This window comes from Methylobacterium carpenticola (genome assembly GCF_042748905.1).
Classification (GTDB): domain Bacteria; phylum Pseudomonadota; class Alphaproteobacteria; order Rhizobiales; family Beijerinckiaceae; genus Methylobacterium; species Methylobacterium carpenticola.
In genome coordinates this window covers 2,112,032-2,134,631 of the sequence record NZ_JBHZEO010000001.1, presented here as the reverse complement: position 1 = coordinate 2,134,631, position 22,600 = coordinate 2,112,032, and the positions used below count along the sequence as shown (strand labels likewise).

At 72.2% G+C, this 22,600-nt stretch carries 16 protein-coding genes; 11 read left to right on the top strand and 5 right to left on the bottom strand.

Features of this window, described 5'->3' with window-relative positions:
• The first annotated feature begins 308 nt into the window (after positions 1 to 308).
• Positions 309 to 1,889 (top strand): ABC transporter substrate-binding protein, encoded by a 1,581-nt coding sequence (locus tag ACE101_RS10130; protein ID WP_379128695.1) that lies wholly within the window; start codon positions 309 to 311, stop codon positions 1,887 to 1,889.
• A 58-nt stretch (positions 1,890 to 1,947) separates the two neighbouring features.
• Here ACE101_RS10130 and ACE101_RS10125 read toward each other — a convergent pair whose 3' ends face one another.
• Together ACE101_RS10125 and amaB are read right to left on the bottom strand one after the other, a co-directional pair.
• Complete coding sequence (locus tag ACE101_RS10125) at positions 1,948 to 3,207, bottom strand: NAD(P)/FAD-dependent oxidoreductase (protein ID WP_379128693.1); 1,260 nt, start codon at positions 3,205 to 3,207, stop codon at positions 1,948 to 1,950.
• A 40-nt stretch (positions 3,208 to 3,247) separates the two neighbouring features.
• Positions 3,248 to 4,747: an L-piperidine-6-carboxylate dehydrogenase gene (gene amaB, locus ACE101_RS10120; RefSeq protein WP_379128690.1), complete on the bottom strand. Its 1,500-nt coding sequence runs from the start codon at positions 4,745 to 4,747 to the stop codon at positions 3,248 to 3,250.
• 118 nt (positions 4,748 to 4,865) lie between these two features.
• On the opposite strand from amaB, the gene ACE101_RS10115 reads away from it, so the two are divergent.
• The 4 genes from ACE101_RS10115 (at position 4,866) to ACE101_RS10100 (ending at position 8,356) form a co-directional block, all read left to right on the top strand.
• Positions 4,866 to 5,750: a LysR family transcriptional regulator gene (locus tag ACE101_RS10115; RefSeq protein WP_379128687.1), complete on the top strand. Its 885-nt coding sequence runs from the start codon at positions 4,866 to 4,868 to the stop codon at positions 5,748 to 5,750.
• Between the two features lie 328 nt (positions 5,751 to 6,078).
• On the top strand, positions 6,079 to 6,279 hold the full coding sequence (locus ACE101_RS10110) for a hypothetical protein (protein WP_379128685.1): 201 nt from the start codon (positions 6,079 to 6,081) through the stop codon (positions 6,277 to 6,279).
• A 180-nt stretch (positions 6,280 to 6,459) separates the two neighbouring features.
• Complete coding sequence (gene repC / locus ACE101_RS10105) at positions 6,460 to 7,611, top strand: plasmid replication protein RepC (RefSeq protein ID WP_379128682.1); 1,152 nt, start codon at positions 6,460 to 6,462, stop codon at positions 7,609 to 7,611.
• A gap of 364 nt (positions 7,612 to 7,975) precedes the next feature.
• The gene (locus tag ACE101_RS10100; protein WP_379128680.1) at positions 7,976 to 8,356 is read left to right on the top strand and encodes a hypothetical protein; all 381 of its coding nucleotides are present in this window, start codon (positions 7,976 to 7,978) and stop codon (positions 8,354 to 8,356) included.
• 158 nt (positions 8,357 to 8,514) lie between these two features.
• Here ACE101_RS10100 and ACE101_RS10095 read toward each other — a convergent pair whose 3' ends face one another.
• Both ACE101_RS10095 and ACE101_RS10090 read right to left on the bottom strand, forming a co-directional pair.
• Positions 8,515 to 13,878 carry an Ig-like domain-containing protein gene (locus tag ACE101_RS10095; protein WP_379128678.1) on the bottom strand — a complete coding sequence of 1,788 codons (5,364 nt, stop codon included), beginning with the start codon at positions 13,876 to 13,878 and terminating at the stop codon, positions 8,515 to 8,517.
• A 706-nt stretch (positions 13,879 to 14,584) separates the two neighbouring features.
• A complete protein-coding gene (locus tag ACE101_RS10090; RefSeq protein ID WP_379128675.1) occupies positions 14,585 to 15,541 on the bottom strand; it encodes a LysR family transcriptional regulator in 957 nt (318 codons plus the stop codon).
• A gap of 251 nt (positions 15,542 to 15,792) precedes the next feature.
• Here ACE101_RS10090 and ACE101_RS10085 point away from each other — a divergent pair, with 251 nt between their 5' ends.
• A complete protein-coding gene (locus tag ACE101_RS10085; RefSeq protein ID WP_379128672.1) occupies positions 15,793 to 16,245 on the top strand; it encodes a hypothetical protein in 453 nt (150 codons plus the stop codon).
• 264 nt (positions 16,246 to 16,509) lie between these two features.
• Positions 16,510 to 17,106 (top strand): PAS domain-containing protein, encoded by a 597-nt coding sequence (locus ACE101_RS10080; RefSeq protein ID WP_379128670.1) that lies wholly within the window; start codon positions 16,510 to 16,512, stop codon positions 17,104 to 17,106.
• Positions 17,107 to 18,068: 962 nt separating this feature from the next.
• Here the strand turns inward: ACE101_RS10080 and ACE101_RS10075 are convergent.
• Positions 18,069 to 18,905: an IclR family transcriptional regulator gene (locus ACE101_RS10075; protein ID WP_379128668.1), complete on the bottom strand. Its 837-nt coding sequence runs from the start codon at positions 18,903 to 18,905 to the stop codon at positions 18,069 to 18,071.
• Positions 18,906 to 19,053: 148 nt separating this feature from the next.
• Between ACE101_RS10075 and ACE101_RS10070 the strand changes: the two genes are divergently transcribed.
• Genes ACE101_RS10070 through ACE101_RS10055 form a run of 4 tightly spaced genes read left to right on the top strand, consistent with a single transcriptional unit; the run spans position 19,054 to position 22,571 of the window.
• Positions 19,054 to 19,749: an SDR family NAD(P)-dependent oxidoreductase gene (locus ACE101_RS10070; protein ID WP_379128665.1), complete on the top strand. Its 696-nt coding sequence runs from the start codon at positions 19,054 to 19,056 to the stop codon at positions 19,747 to 19,749.
• Complete coding sequence (locus ACE101_RS10065; RefSeq protein WP_379128662.1) at positions 19,746 to 20,036, top strand: (2Fe-2S)-binding protein; 291 nt, start codon at positions 19,746 to 19,748, stop codon at positions 20,034 to 20,036. Before ACE101_RS10070 ends, ACE101_RS10065 begins: the two co-directional genes overlap by 4 nt.
• Positions 20,029 to 21,405, top strand: a complete 1,377-nt coding sequence (locus ACE101_RS10060; protein WP_379128660.1) for an FAD/NAD(P)-dependent oxidoreductase — start codon at positions 20,029 to 20,031, stop codon at positions 21,403 to 21,405. Before ACE101_RS10065 ends, ACE101_RS10060 begins: the two co-directional genes overlap by 8 nt.
• Entirely contained in the window at positions 21,405 to 22,571 is a 1,167-nt protein-coding gene (locus ACE101_RS10055) for an NAD(P)/FAD-dependent oxidoreductase (protein ID WP_379128658.1), read from the top strand. Before ACE101_RS10060 ends, ACE101_RS10055 begins: the two co-directional genes overlap by 1 nt.
• Positions 22,572 to 22,600 lie beyond the last annotated feature (29 nt).

Below are 22,600 nucleotides of genomic sequence, written 5' to 3'. Positions count from 1 at the left end.
GATTGGCCGGCGAACGGATCCAAAGCAGGGGCGCGAGAGAAGACCAGCCGTTGCTGGTCTGATCGGGCGTCCGGGACGGCCTATCATCTCACGCGGGATCACCCGCATCAAGGTGTCGGGCGCGTGTCCCAAGTAACCAGTGGCTGTGAACCCGTCGGCGCGGTCCCGCCATCAATCCACGGCATCCCGGACCGGGGCGGGTTCTCAGCCAGGACGCGACGGCTACACTGCCCGGGTCGTGGGCGCCCCGGAACGCCGCCCGCATCTGGCCCTCCATTTGCAGGGCGCCCGTCGGCGGGAGGACGCTCATGAAGCGGCGCGATGTTCTGAAACTCGGGGCGGGAGCCCTGGCCTATCCGGCGATCGCCCGTGCGGCGGCCGAGACGACGCTGAGATTCGTGCCTTACGCCGATCTCGCGCTCCTCGATCCGATCATCACCACGAATTACGTCACGCGCACCCACGCGCTCCTCGTCTTCGACACCCTGTACGGGCTCGACGCGCAGTACCGCGCGCACCCGCAGATGGTGGCGGGCCACGCCATGGAGGAGGACGGCCGGCTCTGGCGCCTGACCCTGCGCGAGGGCCTCCTGTTCCATGACGGCACCCCCGTGCTCGCCCGCGACGTGGTGGCGAGCCTGAAGCGCTGGGCGGCGCGGGATTCCTTCGGCGGCGCCCTGTTCGCGGCCGTGGACGACATCGCCGCGCCCTCCGACCGCGTCGTGCAGTTCCGCATGAAGCGGCCCTTCCCGCTCCTGCCGAGCGCGCTCGCCAAGCCGACCTCCTACGTCCCGGTGATCATGCCGGAGCGCCTCGCCGCGACGCCGCCGACGAGTGCCGTGAAGGAGATGGTGGGCAGCGGGCCCTACCGCTTCGTCGCCGAGGAGCGCGTGCCCGGCTCGCTCGCGGTCTACCAGCGCTTCGCCGGGTATCGGCCGCGCGAGGACGGCGAGGCGAGCTTCACGGCCGGACCGCGCATCGCGCATTTCGACCGGGTCGAATGGCGCACCATGCCCGATCCCTCCACGGCCGCGAGCGCCCTGCGGGCCGGCGAGGTCGACTGGATCGAGCAGCCCAACATCGACCTCGTGCCGCAGCTCGCGCGCTCGCGCGGCGTCACGGTCGGCGTGGTCGAGCCCGCCGGCCTCATCGGGCAGATCCGCTTCAACCACCTCCAGCCGCCCTTCGACAACCCGGCGATCTGCCGGGCCTTCCTCGGGGCCGTGGACCAGACCGAGATGATGGACGCGGTGGCCGGCACCGATCCGGCCATCCAGCGCGGGCCCGCCGGCATCTTCACCCCGGGCGGCCCGATGGCCTCCGAGGCCGGGATGGCGGTGCTCACCCGGCCGCGCGACATCGCGCGGAGCAAGCGCGAGCTCGCGGCCGCCGGCTATCGCGGCGAGAAGGTCGTCCTGCTCGCGGGGGCGGACGTGCCGCGCATCAACGCCGTGTGCGAGGTCATGGCGGAGGTCTGCCGCCGCCTCGACGTGAACCTCGACTACGTCGCCACCGATTGGGGGACGGTCAACCAGCGCATCCTCAACCCGAAACCGCTCGATCAGGGCGGCTGGAGCCTGTTCGGCATCTTCTCGGGCGGGCTCGACCAGCTTTCGCCGGCCTACCACCTCGCCACCCGGGGCATCGGGCGGGCCGGCATCCCGAGCTGGCTCACCGATGCGCCCCTCGAGAGCCTCCGAGACGCGTGGTTCGAGGCCCCCGACCTGCCGGCCCAGCAGGCGATCGCCGCCAAGATCCAGGCCCGGGCCCTCGACGTGGGCGCCTACATCCCCTGCGGCCGCTACGTGCAGCCGACCGCCTATCGCAGCAACCTCACCGGCATGCTCACCGGCCTGCCGCTGTTCACCAACCTGCGCCGCGCCGGCTGAGGCGATCGGACCGGATGTGTCCCGGTCCGATCGCCTCCGGGCCTGCACGGCGGGAGCGTCAGCGGGGGGAGGTCCGGGACGGGACGCCGCCGAACGGCGGGGGCGAGACCGCGTGGGTGAGCGTCGCGCCGAGTTCGTAATAGGCCGCCCGCAGGCCCGCGAAGCGCTCGGCGTGGTGCGCGATCGGCGTGATCGGCAGCGCGTCGGGGTCCTCGTCGAGGAGCGCGACGGCCGCCTGCGTGCCGAACACGGTGCCCGCCCCGATGCCGCGGCCGGAATAGCCGAAACAGGCATAGGCGCGGGGGCCGAAGGCGACGATCTTCGGAACGTGGTCGCCCGTCATCGCGATCCGGCCGCGCCACGCATGCGCGAAGGGCAGATCGGCGAGGTCGGGGAACAGGCTCCGGAGCTTGCGCCGGGCCCAGGCCGCGTGGATGGGAGCCCCCGGCCCCTCGCTGTTGCCGATGCCGCCGACGAGGAGGCGGCCCGCTTGGTCGATGCGGAACGAGGACATGACGGGCGCGGTGTCCCAGCACCCCTCGCCGCCCGGCAGGATGCGGGCGCGCGCGGCCTGCGGCATCGGCGCGGTGGCGAACTGGCAGTAGCTCACCGGGATGTAGTCGGGCTTGAACGGCGCCGCGATCCCGAGATGGTAGGCGTTGGTCGCGACCAGCAGGGAGCGGGCCCGCACCGTGCGGCCCCGGCTCGCGAGGAGCCAGGCGTCGTCCCGGCGCGTCAGGCCGGTGACGGGCGAGCGCTCGCAGAGCACCGCCCCCGCGGCGATGGCCGCCCGGGCGAGGCCGCGGCAATAGGCGAGCGGCTGGATCGTGCCGGCGCGCGGATCGAAGAGCGCCCCGTGGAAGCGGGTGGTCCCGGTGCGGCGCGCCGTCTCGGCGGCGTCGAGGAGCTGCAGCGGGGCGCCGAAGCGGTTGCCCTGGCGGTGGCGCTCGCGCAGGTCCGCGAGCCCGGCCGCGGAATGGGCGCAGTGCAGCGTGCCCGCCCGGGTCGCCTCGCAGGCGATGCCCGCGCGCGCGATCAGGGCGAAGACGCGGGCGGGCGCCTCGCCGAGGAGCGCGATCAGGCGGGTGCCGTCGCGCTCGCCCATCCGGGCGAGGACCGCCTCGGGCGGCAGCCACAGGCCGGCATTGACGAGGCCGACATTCCGCCCCGAGCCGCCATGGCCGAAACTCTCCGCCTCGAGGAGGCAGACGGAGGCGCCCCGCCGGCGCGCCTCGAGGGCGGCGGCGCAGCCCGTGAAGCCGCCCCCGATGATCGCCAGATCGACCGTCCGGTCGCGGTCGAGAGCTGGAGCCGTCACGGTCTCCCGGCTGCTGGCGCGCCAGAGGTTGGAGCGGGGCTCAGAGGTCAAACCTCACCCCCTGGGCGAGCGGGAGCTGCGTGGAATAGTTCACCGTGGCGGTCTGGCGGCGCATGTAGCCCTTCCAGGCGTCGGAGCCGGATTCGCGGCCCCCGCCGGTCTCCTTCTCGCCGCCGAAGGCACCGCCGATCTCGGCGCCCGAGGGCCCGATATTGACGTTGGCGATGCCGCAATCCGAGCCCGCCGCCGACAGGAAGGTCTCCGCCTCGCGCAGATCGAGGGTGAAGATGCAGGAGGACAGGCCCTGCGGCACGTCGTTCTGGAGATCGATCGCCTCCTCCAGCGTGTCGTAGCCCATCACGTAGAGGATGGGCGCGAAGGTCTCGATGCGCACCGTCGCGGTCTGGCCCGGCATCAGGACGATCGCCGGGGCCGCGTAGGCGCCCCCGGGCACCCCCTCGGTGACGGCCGCGCCGCCCTGCACGATCCCGCCTTCGGCCCGGGCCGCATCGAGCGCGCGCTGCATGGCGCAGAGGGCGTCCCGGTCGATCAGCGGGCCGACCAGCACGCCCGGCTCGCGCGGATCGCCGACCGTCAGGCTGCGATAGGCCTCGGCGAGGCGGGCGACGAGGGCGTCCTTGATCGAGCGGTGGACGATGAGGCGGCGCAGGCTGGTGCAGCGCTGGCCGGCAGTGCCGACCGCCGAGAACAGGATGGCACGCACCGCCATGTCGAGATCGGCCGAGGGGGCGACGATCATGGCGTTGTTGCCGCCGAGTTCGAGGATCGGCCGGCCCCAGCGGGCCATGACCGCCGGACCGACGCGCGCGCCCATGCGGGTCGATCCCGTCGCCGACAGGATCGGCACGTCGGGCGAGGCGACCAGCGCCTCGCCGATCGCCGCCCCGCCGATGACGAGCTGGCACAGCCCCTCGGGCGCGTCCTTGCCGAAGCGGGCGAGCGCCCGCTGCACGATGCGGTGGGTGGCGAGCGCGGTGAGCGGCGTCTTCTCGGACGGCTTCCAGATCACCGGATCGCCGCAGACCAGCGCGAGGGCCGCGTTCCAGCTCCAGACCGCGACCGGGAAGTTGAAGGCCGAGATGACGCCGCACGGCCCCAGCGGGTGCCACGTCTCGCTCATGCGGTGGCCGGGCCGCTCCGAGGCGATGGTGAGCCCGTGCAGCTGGCGCGACAGGCCGACGGCGAAGTCGCAGATGTCGATCATCTCCTGGACCTCGCCCAGGCCCTCCGAGGTGATCTTGCCGACCTCCAGCGTCACCAGCGCACCGAGCGCGGTCTTGGCGGCGCGCAGCTCCTCGCCGAGCAGGCGCACGAACTCGCCCCGGCGCGGCGCCGGCACCATCCGCCACGCCTTGAACGCCGTCCTGGCGCGGGCGATCACCGCCGGCATGGCCGAAGCGTCCGTCTCGCGCACCTGCGCCAGCTCGGCCCCGTCGATCGGGGAGCGGACGACGAGGTGGCCGCCGGTCAGGTCCTCGGGGGTCAGGCCCGCGGCGGCGAGGACATCCAGGTGACTCATGGAACGCTCCGGGATCGGCCGCGGCTCTCGCCGGCTCGTGTTCGGTGATGGACAGGGTACGCGCGCCCGTGGCCTGCCATAAGCGAAAGATTCTCGCCTGCCCTGGAGGAAAACGCACATGATCGCGCCGCGCCGGTTCCTACCCTCGATCCGCTCGCTGCTGGCGCTCGAAGCGGTCGATCGGCTCGGCGGGGCGAGCGCGGCGGCGCAGGACTTGTCGCTGACCCATTCGGCCGTGAGCCGCCAGCTCAAGGTCCTGGAGGAGCAGATCGGCGTCGCCCTGCTGGTCCGGCAGGGCCGCCATCTCACGCTGACCCCGGCCGGCGCCGATTACGCCCGGGCGGTGCGCGCCTGCCTGCAGGATCTCGCCAGGGCGAGCCTGAAGCTCCGGGCGAGCGGGTCGCAGGACGCCCTGAGCCTCGCGATCCTCCCGGCCTTCGGCACGCACTGGCTCGGCCCGCGGCTCGCCCGCTTCGCCGGGCGGCATCCGGAGGTGGTGGTCCATCTGAGCACGCGCCTCGCCCCCTTCGACTTCGCGCAGGAGAAGTTCGACGCGGCCATCCATTACGGCGCCCGCGACTGGCCGGGCGTCGCGTATCTCGAACTGGCGCAGGAGCGCGTCGTCCCGGCCTGCGCGCCGGGGCTCCTGGCGCAGGCGGCGTCCGATCCGGCGGCGCTGCTGCGCCTGCCGCTCCTGCATCTCGACAGCCGTCCCGGCGCCTGGGAGGAGTGGTTCGAGGCGCAGGGCTGCCGCGCCGACGACCTGCGCGGCATGCTGTTCGACCAGTTCACCACCATGGCCGAGGCCGCCGCGCTCGGTCTCGGCGTCGCGCTCCTGCCGGACTTCCTGGCCGAGAAGGAGATCGCCGCGGGGCGGCTCATCCGGGCCTTCCCGCAGGCCGTGGCGACGCCCGGGCGCTACTACCTGGTCTGGCCGAGCCTGCGCCGGCCGAACACGGCGCTCGACCGCTTCATCGCGTGGCTGCGGGCGTCGCCGTCCTGAGCCGTGAACACGCCCCAGACCGGCCGCTTCGTCCACTCCGTCGCGCTCACCCGGGACCCGTGATCCCGATGCCCGCGGAAGTCCCGGCTCGTCACGATTCGCGGTGATCCTGTTGATTCAGGCGGATTCGCAATTGAATTCCGTCATCCGAGCTGAGCCGGGAGGATTCGGGCTTCGTTCCGGCCCGGAATCCCGCACGCGATAGCTGCGAATCGCTCCGAATTCGTGCGCCGAGGTTGCATCCACCGGCCAATTCCCGGGCAGCATTGCCCTTCTCCGCGGAGTCATGACAGGACTCGTAGCGCTACGAGTCGTGGAGCGGGTGTGTATGGCTGACCCTCTGTCTCAAGCGCGCGTGAAGAAGCTGCGGGAGGCCCGCAAAGCCCTCGGCGAGCGTGAGACGAACGTGTGGGTGCCGGCGCACATCCAGGCTGCGATCGACCGGGCCGTCGAGGCGGGACAATTCCCGAATCGGCGCTTGGCGATCATCCACGCCCTGGAGCAGACCTTCTCGGAGCGGAAAATGTAGAGACGGCGGCAAAGCAAAAAGGCCTCAAGGTGGGGACCTCGAGGCCTTTTGGATCTCATAGGGTGCTGGGGAGCACCTAGAAGACCGGATTAGCACCCTCCTTCTAGCCCCTCCCTCCTGCATCGTCAATGACGCCCGCTCGGGCGAACGGTCCCGCTTTGCCTCCTTCAAGGAGGTAGGATGGAGATGGTTCAGACCGGGAGCCGGCCGCTCACGCGTGCCGCTCTCGCAGGGAGGAGACGCGTCCTCAACGACGGGCGCACGGTGACGCGCAAGGAACTGTCCGCATCCGCCAGGGAGGCCGGCAAGGCACTCGCCCTGCGGCCGTCGCTGCGCCTCGTGCTCTCCGAACTCGTCGCCGTGTGGGGCGAGCAGGAATGGGCGCGCCTGATCGTGTGGCCCTCGAACGAGTACCTGGTCACGCGGACGGGCCTGTCCGAGCGGGCGGTGCGCTACGCCCTGCGCGACCTCGTCGCCATGGAGCTCATCACGCCCAAGGACTCGGCCAACGGCAAGCGCTACGCCGTCCGGGCCCGGAGCGGCGCGATCGTCGACGCCTTCGGGTTCGACCTGACCCCGCTCCATGCCCGGCGCGGGGAATGGGCGAGCGCGATCCGGGCGCGCGCCGAGACGCTCGAACGGCGGCGGCTCGCCTTCGATCTGCTGACCGCCCACCAGCGCGCGGTCGCCGAAGCCTTGCGGGCGCTGGCGGACCGCTACCCGGAGACACCGATCGCCGACCTCGTCGAGGCGCAGGCGGGTCTCGACGCCGCCTCACCCCGGCGCCGCGGTGCCGGCGACCCGGAACGGGTGCTCGCCGCCTGGGCCGAGCTGCGCCAGATGACCGAGGAACGCTTCTACGCAGCCGGGTATGACGGCAGCATTTGCCGCCATAATGAAACAGATCACGACTCTCCCAGGGAGTCTTGGAGCAAGGGCTCGGCGGGGATTGCCGGACCGGACCGCCCCACCGACCATCCACCTGCGGGTGTCGAACCCGCGCTGATCACGCAGGCCTGCCCGGTGGTCCGCGATCTCATGGGCGGGGACCTGCGTGGCGAGCACGACATCCTCAGCGCAGGGCGATTGCTGCGGGCTTCGATCGGCGCGCATCAGAGCGCCTGGGCCGAGGCCTGCACGACGCTGGGACCGGTGCGGGCGGCCCTTCTGGTGCTCATCGTCGCGCAGCTGCACGACGACGACGTCTCCTCGGGCCAGGACCGGATCCACAACCCGGGCGGCTATTTCCGGCGCCTCGTGCGCCTCTCCGCGGAGGGCCGCTATCGTCCGGAGGCCGAGCTTCTGGCGATGCGCCGCCGGCGCCTGACATGACGACCGGCACGCGGGGCGAACCGCGGAGGCCGCCGCATCGGGGACCGACATGGCTGCCGGTTCGGCCGCGAGAACGATGCGGAACCGAGATCCTCAACAGAATCGCTCCCTGCGGTTCCGTCCGGGCAATCGAGCACGCGATTCGTGAGCCGCTGCACCGGGCAAATCCGGGCAGGGCCGAGGAGAAGTCTCGTCTACCGTCACCCAGGAGCAAGAGCGGGCGGAAAATCTTCATCGTGATGACAGGAAATCCGACCGCCCGATGAGCCCGGTGCGGATCTGTGGCATACAATGTGCTGCGGGCTTGCCGTTTCGAGCGCAGGCCGACGGCGTGCGGCCGAGCGGGCCGCAGGGAATACGGGTCATGGGCTATTCCGATCCATCTTATCGCGCGAGAGGCCGCGTCCTGGGCGGACCGCAGGCAGAGGCTGAGCCCCGCACGTCGCCGAAGCTCCCGGAGCCGGCCCAGCGGACGCTCGACGAGATCGCCGACGCCCTGAACGTCACGGCGGCCGTGCTGCACCGGGGCGCGGTGCCGCCCCCGATGGGATGGGACGGGCAGGCGAGCTTGGTCGAGGCCTCGGCTTTGCTGCGGGCCTTCATCCAGATCGATGATCCCGAGACCCGCAAGCGCTGCCTGGCCTTCGTGGAGGCCGAGGCGGCCGGCAGCACGGACAAGGCCCCCCGCGACGGCACCCGGCGCCGCGCCGCCACGCCCGCGCGATCGGGGCGGCGGGGAAACTGATACGGTTTCCCCGAAGGATCTCCGGCGGGGATCGGCAGCCCATCGAATCGGTTGATCCCGCCGCCGGCCTCGTCGGGAGGTCGGAAGCGGGATGACAGGATCGAGCGGTTCTGCGCTGGGGACGGGCACGCGAGGCGCCCGCCCCCGGGATCGAAGCCTCAGCTGAAGGTGAAGCTGTTGGCCGTGAGGTTCGATGCCTGGTTGTTCTGGAGCGTGATCGTGTCGCCCGCGCCATAGGTGATGACCGTATCGGCCCCGACCTGCTGCGTGGCCGCCTGCACCTCCGCGAACGCGGTGAACACGCCTCCATTGAACGCGATCACGTCCGTGCCCGTCACGAAGTCGCGGACCAGATCGTGGCCGTCGCCGCGTCCGAAGGCGAAGACGTCCGCTCCCGCCCCGCCGACGAGTTCGTCGTCGCCGGCATTGCCGAACAGGACGTCGTTGCCATCCTCGCCGTAGAGCGAGTCGATGCCCGCCCCACCCGACAGGAGATCGTCGCCGGCACCCCCGCCCAGGAAGTCGTTGTCCTCCTGGCCGTAGAGGGCGTCGTTGCCGTCCTCGCCGAACAGCACGTCCTGGCCCTCGCCGCCATAGGCGAGGTCGTGACCCGATCCGGCATTGATCCGGTCGTTGCCGGTGTCGCCGAAGATCAGATCCTCGCCGGCATCGCCGAACACCGCATCGTCACCCTCCCCTCCCGAGACGAAGTCGTTGCCGTCCCCGCCCGAGACGTGGTCGTTGCCGCTCTGACCGAAGACCTGGTCGTTGCCGGCATCGCCCGTGACGAAGTCGTCGCCGCTGCCGCCATACACGAGATCGTCGCCGTCCTCGCCGTAGACGCCGTCCCGGCCCTCGTCGCCGAACAGGAGGTCGTTGCCGGCCTCGCCGTGCACCTCGTCGTTGCCGTAGCCGCCCGACGCGAAGTCGTTGCCGGCGCCGGCGCCGATGAAGTCGTCGTCGTCCTGGCCGAACAGCACGTCGTCGCCGAGTTCGCCGAAGATCGTGTCGACGCCGCTGCCGCCCCAGACGGTGTCGTCGCCCAGGCCGCCCAGCAGGCGGTCGTCGCTGGCCTCGCCCGAGATCCGGTCGCTGCCCCCGGCCCCGTCGATGGTGTCGTTCCCGCCGAGCCCGGCGAGATCGCGGCCCGCATCGATGTCGGTGTAGGTGTCGTCTCCCTCCGTGAACATGAACGGGGCGGCGGCCAGGATCGGCAGCTCGGTGCGGACCGGCGGGCGCACGCCGTCATCGACCACGATCGTGACCGAAGCCGCCCCGGGACCGGTCGCCGTGAAGGTCGCCCCGGCGAGCGCGCCGTTGATGGCCTCCGGCGTTCCGGTGAGCTGGATTCCGTTCGCCGGATCGCCGTCCGCGTCGGTCAGGCCGCCGATCGTGCCGCCGGTGCCGATGAGGGTCACGGTCAGGTCGGGGGTGGAGCCGGACACCGTGACGTCCGGCAGCGGCGAGGGGGTGCCGACGACGACGCCGGTCGGTTCATCCGGCACGCCTCCCGTGGACGGACCGGCCCCCGGATCGGCGCCGACGACGACGCGGATCGGATCGGAGGGCGCACCGACATTGCCGGCCGGATCGGTGAGCCGCACGGTGAGATCGTGCGCTCCCTCAGCGAGCGGATCGGTCGGGCTGACCGCGAAGGTGCCGTCCGGCCCGACCGTGGACGAGCCGACGGGCGTGGTGCCGTCGAGCAGCGTCACGGTTGTGCCGGGCTCGCCCGTGCCGGTGATCTCCGGCGTGGAATCGGAGGTCGCTCCGCCCCCGCCGGTGAGGGTCGCGGTCCCGGGCGGCGCCGTGTCGATGGTCAGGCTCAGCGGCGCAGAAGGCGTGCTGGTCCGGCCCACGCCATCGGTGGCCGTGGCGGTGAGGTCGTAGCTGCCGTCGCCCAGCGGCGCGTCCGGCGTGACGGTGAAGGCGCCGCTCGCATCCGCCACCGCCGTACCGATGACCGTGTCGCCATTCCGGATGGTGACCGTGGTGCCGGGCGCGGCCGTGCCCGCGACGCTCGGCGTGTTGTCGTTGGTCGGTCCGCCGGACCCCGACAGGACGGGAGCGGGCGGCGCGCCCGAATTGACCGTCAGGCTGACGCCGGCCGAGGCCGGGCTGGTGTTGCCGACCGCGTCCGTCGCGGTCGCGGTGATGAGGTTCACGCCCTCGGCGAGGGCGGTCCCCGGCGTGAACGACCAGTTGCCCTGGGCATCCGCCTGCACCGCGCCCAGCACCGCCCCGTCATCCAGGATGGTGACGGTGGCACCGGCCTCCGCCGTGCCGGCGAGATCGGGCGTGTTGTCGGGTGTGGTGCCGGACGCCGTGGTGATCACCGGTGCGGCCGGCGCGGTGGTGTCGACCACGACGGCGAGGGCGGCGGAGACCGGCGAACCGTTGCCGGCCGCGTCCCAAGCGGTCGCGGTGAGCGAGGCGCCGCCGTCCGGCAGCGGGATCGTCGGCGTCAGGCTGAAGGCGCCGCTCGCATCCGCCATCGCCGTGCCCAGCACCGTGTCGCCGTTGCTGACCGTGACGGTGGCGCCGGCTTCCGCCGTGCCGGTGATGGTCGGCCTCGCCGATCCGATCACGTCCGGGAGGTCGGCCAGGGTCGGGGCGCCCGGTGCGGCGGTGTCGACCACCAGCGTGGCCGCGGCGGAGGTCGCCACGTTGCCGGCGGCGTCCCGCGCCTGTGCCGTCAGGGTGACCGGCCCATCCGCGAGCGGGGTGGTCAGGGTGACCGCGTAGGTCCCGTCGCTGCCGGCGACCACCGTCCCGACGGCCGCGCTGCCGTTGAGGATCGTCACCGTGCTGCCCGCCTCGGCGGTGCCGGTGACGACCGGCGTGGTGTCGTTCGTCGCGGCCGGCACGGTAAGGGTCGGCACGCCCGGAAGGGCCGTGTCGACGACGAGCGTGACGGGGGCGGAGACCGGCGAGAGGTTGCCGGCGGCGTCCTGCGCCTGGGCCGTGAGCGTCGCGGCGCCGTCCCCGAGCGGAGACGCGGGCGTGAAGACGAAGCTGCCGGTGACGTCCGCCACGACGGAGCCGAGCACCGCCTCGCCGTTGCGGATCGTGACGGTGGTGCCGGCCTCGGCAGTGCCGGTGATGGCCGGCGTCGCGTCGTTGGTGGGGCTCGGGAAGGCCGTGAGCGTCGGCACAAGCGGATCGATGGTGTCGACCAGCACGGCCAGCGGCGCGGCCGGGGAGACCGTGCCGCCGGGGCTCGTGGCCGTCACCGTGAGGGCGTTGCTGCCCTCGGCGAGCGGCGTGGTGAGTTCGATCGAGAAGGCGCCGCTCGGACCGGCGACCCCGCTGCCGACGATGGTCGCGCCGTTGGCGATGGTGATCGTGTCGTTCGCCCCCGCCGTGCCGGTGATGACCGGCGTGGTGTCGCTCGTCGGCGGCACGTAGGCGAGGCTGGGGGCCCCGGGCACGCTCGTGTCGATGGTGAGCGAGACGGCACTCGAGACGGGCGAGAGGTTGCCGGCCGGGTCCCGCGCGGTCGCCGTCAGCTGGAGGGCGCCGTCCGGCAGCGGAACCGTGGGGGTGATGGCGAAGGCGCCGGTGCCGTCCGCGACCGCGCTGCCGAGCACCGCGGTGCCGTTGAGGAGGGTGACGGTGGCGCCGGCCTCCGCCGTGCCGGTCACGGTGGGCGTGCTGTCGGCGGTCGTGCCGGGCGGATCGAGGACCGGGGCGCCGGGAGCGGCGGTGTCGATCGTCAGCGCGAGCGCCGTGGAGGCGCCCGAGACGTTGCCGGCGGCATCCGTGGCGGTCGCGGTCAGGTTCAGGGTGCCGTCCGGAAGGGCGGTGGACGGCGTGAAGACGAAGGTGCCGCCGGCATCGGCCACGGCGGTGCCCAGCACCGTCTCGCCGTTGCGGATCGTGACGGTGGTGCCGGCATCCGCCGTGCCGGTGATCACCGGCGTGGTGTCGTTGGTGGCCCCGAGCGGCGCCAGGACCGGCACGGTCGGCACCGCCGTGTCGATGGTGAGCGCGACGGCGGCGGCCGGCGAGACGTTGCCGGCGGCATCCGTGGCGGTCGCGGTCAGGTTCAGCGTGCCGGTCGGCAGCGCCGCCGCGGGCGTGAGCGAGAAGCGGCCATCCGGCGCGGCGATCGTGGTGCCGAGAACGGTCGCGCCGTCGAGCAGGGTGACGGTGGCCCCGGCTTCCGCCGTGCCGGTGATGGTCGGCGTGGTGTCGTTGGTCGGAGCCAGCGGCGTGATCGTCGGCGCTGTCGGGGCCGCCGTGTCGATGGTGAGCGCCACAACTGCCGAGGCCGGCGAGACGTTGCCGGCGGCGTCCGTGGCGGTCGCGGTCAGGCTCAGGAGGCCGGCCGGGAGGTCGGTGGTCGGCGTGAAGGCGAAGGCGCCGCCGGCATCGGCCACGGCGGTGCCGAGCACCGTCTCGCCGTTGCGGATCGTGACGGTGGTGCCGGCATCCGCCGTGCCGGTGATCACCGGCGTGGTGTCGTTGGTGACTCCGAGCGGCGCCAGGATCGGAGCGCCGGGCGCGGTGAGGTCGAGCGTCAGCGCGAGCGCCGCCGAGACCGGCGAGGTGTTGCCGAGCGCGTCCGTGGCGGTGGCCGTCAGGCTGTAGCTGCCCTGGCCCAGGGCGGTGGTCGGCGTGACGCTGAAGCGCCCGTCCGATCCCGCGATCGCCGTGCCGAGCACGGCGGTGCCGTCATAGACGGTCACCGTGCTGCCGGCCTCGGCCTGCCCCGACAGGGTCGGCGTGGTGTCGTTGGTGAGGCCGCCGCCGGCCGTGAAGACCGGGGCCCCCGGGGCGGTGGCGTCGATCTGAAGGCCGACCGCCGCCGAAGGAGCGCTGGTGTTGCCGCTCGCATCGGCGGCCTGGGCGGTCAGGTTGTAGGTCCCGTCCGCCAGCGGGGCCGCCGGGGTGAAGCTGAAGGTCCCGTCGGCGCCCGCCGTCGTGGTGCCGAGCTGCGCGGAGCCGTTGTAGATCGTGACCGTGCTGCCGATCTCCGCCGTGCCCGTCAGCGTCGGCGTGTTGTCCGTGGTGGCACCCGTGCCCGCGCTGAGCGTCGGCGCGAGCGGGGCCGTGGTGTCCGTTGTGACGACGTCGTCGATCGCGAAGCCGACGCCGAGATTCACGGCGAGGAGATCGCCCGAGAAGATCCGGACCTCGGTGAGGTTCTGCCAGTTGCTGCCGGAGAAGCCGATCTGCTGGTCGCCGATCGTGAGCAGGCTGTCGACCGTCCGCGTGGCCACGGGCGTGCCGTTCCGGTAGCCGACGAAGGTGGCGCCGCTCAGGACGGCGATGTCCCGGTTGACCGTCAGGCGTTCCAGGTTGAAGGCGGTGCCCGAGACCTGCGAGATCGAGAGATATCCGGTGGTGGAGCTCAATCCGGAGCTCACGCCGAGGGCGGCGTCGCTGAGCAGCTCCCGCTCGACGCGCAGCGTGCCGGCGGCGGCACCCGCATCGTCGCGCAATGCGTAGACGTAGCCACCGATCGTCAGCGGATTGCCCGTAGCGCCAAGCGAATCGTCAAATGTCTGCGTAGCCATCAGCGCGCCTTTGTCCAGAATTTGAAGGCTCCGACCACGGAGCGGGAACGGTGCTGCTGCGTCGCGTTAGGACTTTTCTCACGAATATCCTGATGAGCGACTACAAACGTTGCCGGATGTTTTGGCGCACGGCTTGTCCGTTCGGTAGAAGCCAGGATGGAAAGGTCTTTTCCACGATCGATGCGGAACCATTCCGCGTCGGGCGACCGCGATGATCCTTCACCGGCAGAACCGTCCCGGGCGGCGGGCGCGGGCATCCGCCGCCGGCCGGAACCGCCCGCCGCCCGCACGCGCGGTGATGGAAGCAATGACGATGAGGGGCCCGGACCTGATGCGCAGGCGGTGCCCGTCGGCCCCGCGGTTCGGCGTGGCCCTCGCGGAGGGGCAGGCGCTGCGGCCGCATCGGCAGGTGTCATACGGTTTCCGGATGATCGCTTCGCGATGCGGAAACCGGCCTCGCTCAGGCGCCGCGCGGGCTCGTGATCCGGTTTCCGAAAGTGATCGTCCGGAAACCGTATCAGTCGGCAGGTGTCAGCCGGATCGTCGCTCGGCCTCATTCGCCGAAATGGTCACCGGTTCGGCGGCGACGATGATGCGACGACAAGGACCTCGGCGGAATCGCGCTGCGGAGTTCTGCTTGGGCGGCTCTGCTTGGGCGGCTCTGCTTGGGCGGCTCTGCTTGGGCGGCTCTGCTTGGGCGGCGCGGTCAGACGCGGGCACGCGATCGCGGTTTCAGCGCGATCGGATCGAGGCTGCCCTCCTCCGCGACCCAGCGCGCGAGGCTCGGGCCCTCGGAGAAGACCGTGCTCAGGCGCTGCGTGAGGAAATCGATGAAGTGCCGCACCTTCGTCGGCACGAGGCGGGAGGTCGTGACGATGTAGACGTCCATCGGCGGGACGAGCCAGTCGGTCAGCACCGGCTCCAGGCGGCCCCGGTGGAGATCGCGCTCGACGTCGATCACGCTCAGCGCGGCGATGCCGCGCCCGGTGATGGCGAGGCGCCGCGCGATGCTGAGGCTGTTGCAGGAGAAGCGGCCGCCCACGACCGCCGAGACGGTCTCGCCGCCGCGGCTGAACCGCCACGTCGCGCTCGCCGCCGGGACCGGCAGGAGAACCTCGTGCTCGCCCAGGTCGGCCGGGTGCTCGGGCCGGCCCTGCGCCAGCAGGTAGGCCGGCGCGGCGAAGAGCCCGATCTCGATCGAGCCGATCTTGCGCACGATCAGCGAGGCCTCCCGCGGCAATTCGGTGCAGATGGCAAGGTCGTAATCCTCGCGCACCAGATCGATCTGCGAGGTTCGCAAGTCCAAGTGAACATGGAGGTGCTCGTGCCGCTCGGTGAAGGCGGACACGATGTCCGGCAGGTGCTGCACCGCCCAGAAATCCGTGGGCGCCGCCACCTTCAGCAAGCCGCTCGGCCCTCGCGCCTGCGCGACCAGTTCATCGAAGCTGCGCTGGGCCTCCTCCACCACGCGCGTCGCCTCGGCGAGATAGGCCTCGCCATAGGCCGTGAGCGCGAGCTTGCGGGTGGTCCGGTCGAGGAGCCGCAGCCCCACCGCGGCTTCGAACTGCGTGATGCGGCGCGAGAGCGAGGAGACCGGCATGTCGAGGGCGGCCGCGGCCTGGCTGAAACTCTTCCGCTTGGCCACTTCGACGAAGAGAGCCATGTCGCGCAAAACCTGGGTATGCGGCATCGAGCGGCTGTTCTCTCGCGGACATATCCTCAGGGGGAGTACCTTGCCGGGCTCGGTTTAACAACCTGAGGTAGAGACACCGCCATACGTCCCCGGCATTTTCCACATCGGAGTGGTTTTTCGGCACGCTTTATGGTGAATGTTCGGTAGATTTTATTGAGTTCGTGCAGTCCTTCCCGGTCTCGCAGCCGTCACAAAAGCATCGCCAGCGCTACGATCGCGGCATGAGCATCGACCCCTTCCGATGCGTGCGCGCGGTGGAAATCCGGAGACGCGGCGGACCGATCGATGACGATCGTGGCCACCCGCAAGGGCATCAACTGCGTTTCGCGGAAAACAGCTTTCCGAAATGCACGTTTGCCGGACCAGCGGCAGGGGCGTTGTCTTGCAACACACGCAGATGCTTGGCTGAGGCTCGTATGGTGCTGTTCTATGCCTTTGCCGCTTGGCTCGGCGGCCTCCTGACAGCGGTCGGCCTGTGGGAGCCGGCCGGTCCCTTGATCGCGCTCGCGGCCGCGCCGTTCGGGGCAAGCGGACTTACGGTTGTGGCTGCCCTGTGGGTCTATTGCCGTCGCGCGCCCGGGCGTCCGACCCACCCGGAGCCGGCCGCGCCGCCGGTCGGGCAGCATCTCGTCCGGGATCCGCAGCTGTGCCGGACGCGGGCAACCGCATCATGACTCACGCCCCGCCGCGGGGCGAGGCGTTCCGATCGATTCCATTCGGGCATCGCACTGCCGAAACCGGACGACCGGTTCACGCGCCCGCATCCGGGGCGGCCTCGGCGTCAAGGCCGGAGCGGGAGAGCCCCGGACCCGATCCATCAACTTGCATGGAAATCCGGACCGGATGTCGGTCATCAATTGGTAGTACCAATTTACGATTGCCGGCAACGATATCGCACCATGTATGATTGTGTCATGGCAGGGTGAGGGGAGACGCCGGTGCCGGGCTCGTATCGCACAACCTATGCAGAAGCGGGTCCGCTTGGCGAGCTGGAGCTCTCGGAAGCCCTCGGCACCTGGGACTGGGACATTCCGGCCAACCGTCTCTACACCGATGATGTCCTGGCGCATCTGTTCGGCCTCGACCCGGAACAGGCCAGGACCGGCCTGCCGTTCGAGGATTACGCCGCCGGCATCCACCCGCACGACCGCGAGCGGGTCGCCACGACCATCGGCGATGCCGCGAGGCGCGCCGGCCCGTACGTGGCACGGTACCGCACATGCCCGCGGCAGCGCGGCGTGTGCTGGGTGCTGGCTCGCGGCCGGTTCTACCTCGACAGGTCCGGCCGTCCCTCGCGCAGCCGCGGCGTGATCATGGAGATCACCGAGCGCAAGTGGGAGGACGATGGCGATGCCGGCCCGGTCACCCCGCCCCATCACCCGCTCGAACGCGCCGCCGACCTGTTCCTGTCGGCCCGCGAGGCGATCGCCGAGACGAGACGCCCCTTCCTGCTCAAGCTCGCCGACATGCTGCTCTTGGAACTCGGCCGGGATCTGAGCAAGCTCGTGGCAGAGCGGCGCCAGCATCTCAACTGATCCGGCGAGGGCCCCAGTCGCTTCGGCTGGCCCGGGTCACCGGAGCCGCGGCGGCGCGCGCCGATGCCGGCCCGGCTGCCCGGTGGCCGGGAACATCGCTCCGTGCTTATCGAGCGGGTCTGATACGGTTTCCGGAAGATCACTTTCGGAAACCGTATCACGAGCCCGCGCGGCGCCTGAGCGAGGCCGGTTTCCGCATCGCGAAGCGATCATCCGGAAACCGTATGACCGCCGGCATTGCGAAGCGACGATCGGACGCCGCAGCATCCGGGCGTGCTGCTCGATCGGCACAACACCCGTGGCAAGCGCCCCGCTCCCATGCCGAAATAGCGCGAGGCGCCCTCCGGCCAGCGCAGGCGGCATGCACGCCGGATCGCTGCTCCCGGGCGCCGGAGCAGTGGATCATCGCCCGGGCGTGCGGCGAGGGCCGCGATGCCGGCCACCGCGGCATGAAGGGCGGTGCGGGTTCCATCATCCGCGGACTGAGCGGCTCGCGGCTTCAGATCCGCGCCCCGTGATCCGCCGGGACACGGCGATGCACGGAATCCAAGCCCGCCGAGAGCGCCTCCCGCCGCAGAGGTGACCGGTCCGGAAGGGGCGAAGCCGATCGGGAACCGCGAAGGCCGCCTCCGGCACGACGAGCGCCGGGCCCGCACGGCGGCTGCGACGCCGCCCGGCGGGGTGTCCGTCATGCGGCAATATACAACTTGTGAACGTATGAATTGTAATCACTGGTTGTTACGCCGTGCCGTTCGGGCGATCGATGAGGGCGCAACCTCCGGCATTCCCGCATCCGGACCCGCTATTTCACACACGTTCCCCCACATCGAAGCATGTCTCAAACACAATCTCAGTAATAAAAAATCATCCGGGAGCTCCCACCCGGACGGTGAGCTTCGGGGAGGCCGAGATCGCGCAGCACGGCTCCCGGACCGTGTCCGCCGGGACGGTGCGGGCTGGCCTCAGGGCCGTTCCATCGCGGCGCCGGCACGGCGCAGGGTGGCGTCGAACGGGTTGAGGTGCGCCGCGATTCCGGCGGCCTCGCGCATCAGCATGCCGGCGATCGCGGTGCTGCGCTCGCCGGTGAGGCGGTCGACGGTGCTGCCGACGCTGAGCGCCGCCACGGCGGTTCCGTCCGGGCCGAGGATCGGCACGCCGAGCCCGGCCATGCCGGGGATCAGGCCGGAGGAGGCCGCGCAGTAGCCGAGATCCCGCGTCCGCGTGATCTCGGTGCGCAGATAGGCCTCGTCGAGGCTCGTCGCCTCGCGGATCCGGGGCAGGTTGTAGCGGATCACCGCCTCCTGCTCCTCCTCCGAGAGATGCGCGAGGATCGCCATCGCGCCCTGCCCGAGGCCGAGCATCACCGTGCCGCCGATGTCGCCGGTGAAGGAGCGGATCGGCAGCGGCCCGGCGGTGCGCTCGATGCAGACCGCGTCGTAGCCGCTGCGCACGAGAAGGAAGATCGTCTCGCCGAGCGCCCCCGTCAGCCGCAGGAGGGCGGGACGGGCGAGGTCGCGCAGGCCGAGCGGGTTGCCGGCCTGCGCGGCGAGGCGGAACAGCCCGAGGCCGAGCCGGTAGGTCTTGGCCGCCGCATCGAGATCGACCAGCCCCTCGGCCACCAGGGCCCGCAGCAGGCGCAGGGCCGTCGGGGCCGGAAGACCCGAGGCCTCGGCGAGCGCGCTCAGGCGCGCGCCGCCCGCCCCCGCCGCCCCGAGATGACGCAGCAGGCCCGCGATGCGCGCCGGTGCCGATCTCTCCGCTGTTTTCGCTCCGTCCGCGCCCGGCATGCCGTTCGACATCGCTCTTTTCACTGAATGAAAAAACGAGCTCAAAAACCTTCGCTCATTGAAATTGGTGTTGCTCGAAACACGGCGTCGATCAATCCTTCGCCCCGCATTGGCGGGGAGCGTTCACCCATGCGGCGGTTGCGGAAGGATCGGGGCAGCGATGCTTGAGACGGCCGGACGCGTCGCCATGGTGTCGGGGGCCGCGCGGGGCATCGGGCGGGCGGTGGCCGAGCGGCTGGCCGGCGCCGGCTACCGGATCAGCGCGGGACTGCGCGATCCGCGGCGGCTTCCCGCGGGGACGGACTGGCTCGCCTGCCGCTACGAGGCGCAGGATCCGGGCAGCGCCGAGGCCTGGGTGGCCGAGACGGTGGGGCGTCTCGGCCGGGTGGACGTGCTGGTGAACGCCGCCGGCATCAACCCGAAGGCGAACTTCCTCGATCCGGACGAGACCGCCCTCGATGCCCTCTGGGCGGTGAACGCCAAGGCGCCGATGCGGGTGATCCGGGCCGCGTGGCCCCATCTCGCCGCCTGCGGCGAGGGGCGCATCGTCAATCTCGCCTCCCTGTCGGGCAAGCGGGTGCGCAACGACAATACCGGCTACGCCATGACGAAGTCCGCCCTCGTCGCTCTCACCCACGCGGTGCGGCGCGAGGGCTGGGACCACGGCATCCGGGCCACCGCCCTCTGCCCGGGCTTCGTCGACACCGACATGACCGCCCACGTCACCAAGCAGCCCCGGCAACTGATGTCCCGGCCGGAGGACCTCGCGGCCGTGGTCGAGACCCTGGTGCGCCTGCCCAACACGGCGAGCGTGGCCGAGCTGCTGCTCAATTGCCGGCACGAGGACATGCTGTGACCGGCCTCTTCCGTCGCCTGACACCCCGCGCCGGTGCGCCGATCCCCTTCACCATCGACGGTGCCCCGGCGGAGGCGCGGCCGGGCGACCTGCTGATCGGGGCGATCCTGCTGCACCGCACGGCCCTGCGCCGGTTCGAGTTCGGCCCCGGCGCCCGGGCGGGCTTCTGCCTGATGGGCGCCTGCCAGGATTGCTGGGTCCGTCTCGCGGATGGGCGCCGCCTGCGGGCCTGCACCACCCTGGTCGAGCCCGGCATGGCCGTGATCACGGGAGAGGCCGGTGGCTGAGCCCGTCATCGCCATCCTCGGGGCCGGTCCCGCCGGCTTGCGGGCCGCGCAGGCCCTCGCCGAGGCCGGGCTGCGCCCGCTCCTGATCGACGAGGGCGCGCGGGCGGGCGGCCAGATCTACCGCCAGCCGCCCCCGGGCGCCGAGCGGCCCGCCGCCGACCTCTACGGCTTCGAGGCCGGGCGGGCGCGGGCGCTGCACGGCCTCGCCGCCGCGCTGGCGCCGCGGGTCGATTACCGCGCGGGCACCCTGGTGTGGGGAATCGCGCCGCTCGACGGCGGCGGATTCGCCCTCGACTGCCTCGGCCCGGAGGGACAGGCTCGTCTCGGCGTCGACCGCCTGATCCTCGCCACCGGCGCGATGGACCGGGTGCTGCCCTTCCCGGGCTGGACCCTGCCGGGCGTGTTCACCCTCGGGGCGGCGCAGATCGCCCTGAAGGCGCAGGGCATGGCGATCGGGAGCCGCGTCGCCCTGGTCGGCGCCGGGCCGCTCCTGCCCCTCCTCGCCCATCAATACGCCAAGGCCGGCATCCGCCTCGCCGCCGTGCTCGACGTCACCCCGCTCGCGGCGAAGCTCGCCGCGGCGCCGGGCCTCGCCGCCATCCCGGCCACCCTCGCCAAGGGCCTCTGGTACACGCTGCGGGGCCTCCTGCGCGGCACGCCCGTGCGCGGCGGCGTCCGGGACCTGGCCGTCGAGGGCGCGGGCCGGGTCGAAGCGATCGCGTGGCGGGATGCGCGGGGCCGCCGGCACCGGGTGGCGTGCGACGCGGTCGCGGCCTCGTTCGGCCTGCGCAGCGAGGCGCAGGCCGCCGATCTCGCCGGCTGCCGCTTCGTGTTCGATGCCGTGACGCGGCAATGGCAGCCCGAGCGCACGCCCGAGGGGCGCTCCTCGCACCCGCGCGTCTACCTCGCGGGCGACGGCAGCGGCATCGGCGGGGCCGACATGGCCGAACTCCTGGGCGAGCGGGCCGCGCGGGCTTTGCTCGCCGATCTCGGCCATCCGCGCGATGCGGCGCGCGAGGCGCGGCTCGACCGCGGCCTCGCCCGGCAGATCCGCTTCCGGGCCGCCCTCGAAGCCGCCTATCCCTATCCCCACCACCTCGTCGCCCGGATCCGCGACGACGAGATCGTCTGCCGCTGCGAGGGCATCACCGCCGGGGCGCTGCGATCGGCCGCCCGGGACCGCGACGCCCGCGAGGTGAACCGCCTCAAGGCCCTGACCCGGATCGGGATGGGGCGCTGCCAGGGCCGCGTCTGCGGCCACGCCGCCGCCGAGATCCTGGCCCGCGCCCTCGATCTGCCGGTCGATCGCGTCGGACGCCTGCGCGGACAGGCGCCGATCAAGCCGATCCCCCTGCGGGAGCCGGCGTGATGGAGCGGCCCGCGGTCGAGACTCTCAAGGTCGATGTGGCGATCATCGGCGGCGGGACCGCGGCCTGCGCCGCCGCCGTCGCCCTGCGGGAGGCCGGTCTCACGGTCGCCGTACTGGAGAAGCGCCTGTGCGGCGCGGGGGCGAGCGGGGTCAATTTCGGCGGCGTCCGCCAGCAGGGCCGCGACCTCGCGGAGCTGCCCCTCTCCCGCCGCGCCCGCGCCCTCTGGGACGGCCTCGACGCCAAGCTCGGCGAGGCCGTCGAGTTCGAGGCCACCGGCCACATCAAGCTCGCCCGGTCCGAGGCGGACATGGCGGTGCTGGAGGCCTATGCCCGGGACGCCGCCGCGCACGGGCTCGACCTCCAGCTCCTCGGGCCGAACGCCCTGCGGGCCGAGATGCCGTGGCTCGGCCCGGCGGTCGTCGGCGCCTCGCTCTCCCCGACGGACGGGCAGGCCAATCCGCGCGTCGTCGGGCCGGCCTATGCGCGCCTCGCCCGCCGCCGCGGCGCGCAGGTGCGCGAGCACGCCCCCGTGCGCCACGCCCTCCACGACGGCGCAGGCTTCGCCGTCGAGGCCGAGGGCGTCGCGGTGCGCAGCCGCATCCTCGTCAACGCGGCCGGCGCCTTCGCCGGCACGGTGGCCGGCTGGTTCGGCGAGGCCGCGCCGGTGGCGCCGCTCGCCCCCAACATGGTGGTGACCGAGCCCCTGCCCATCCTGGTGACCCGCTCGATCGGGGTCGTGGGCGGCGACGTCTACCTGCGCCAGACCCGGCGCGGCAACGTCGTCCTCGGCGGCGGGCGCGGCACCGCGGATGTCGCCGACGGGCTTGCCCGCCCGGTGGCCGCGACCTCGCTCGGCGCCATGGGCCGCACGCTCACCCTGGTCCCCGACCTCGCCCACGCCCAGGTCATCCGCACCTGGAGCGGCCTCGACGGCGAGATGCCGGACCACATCCCGGTCATCGGCCCCTCCGCCACCACCCCTGGCCTGCTTCATGCCTTCGGCTTCTCCGGCCACGGTTTCCAGCTCGGCCCGGTCGTCGGCGAGATTCTGGCCGAGCTGGCGACGCAAGGCCGCTCCGCCTCGCCCCTCCACCCGTTCCGCATCGAGCGCTTCGCCGGATGGCAGGGCGGTCCGCCCCGGTCGGAGGGCGAGATCGAGCACTGACCGGCGACGCGACACGCCGCCACGCAACC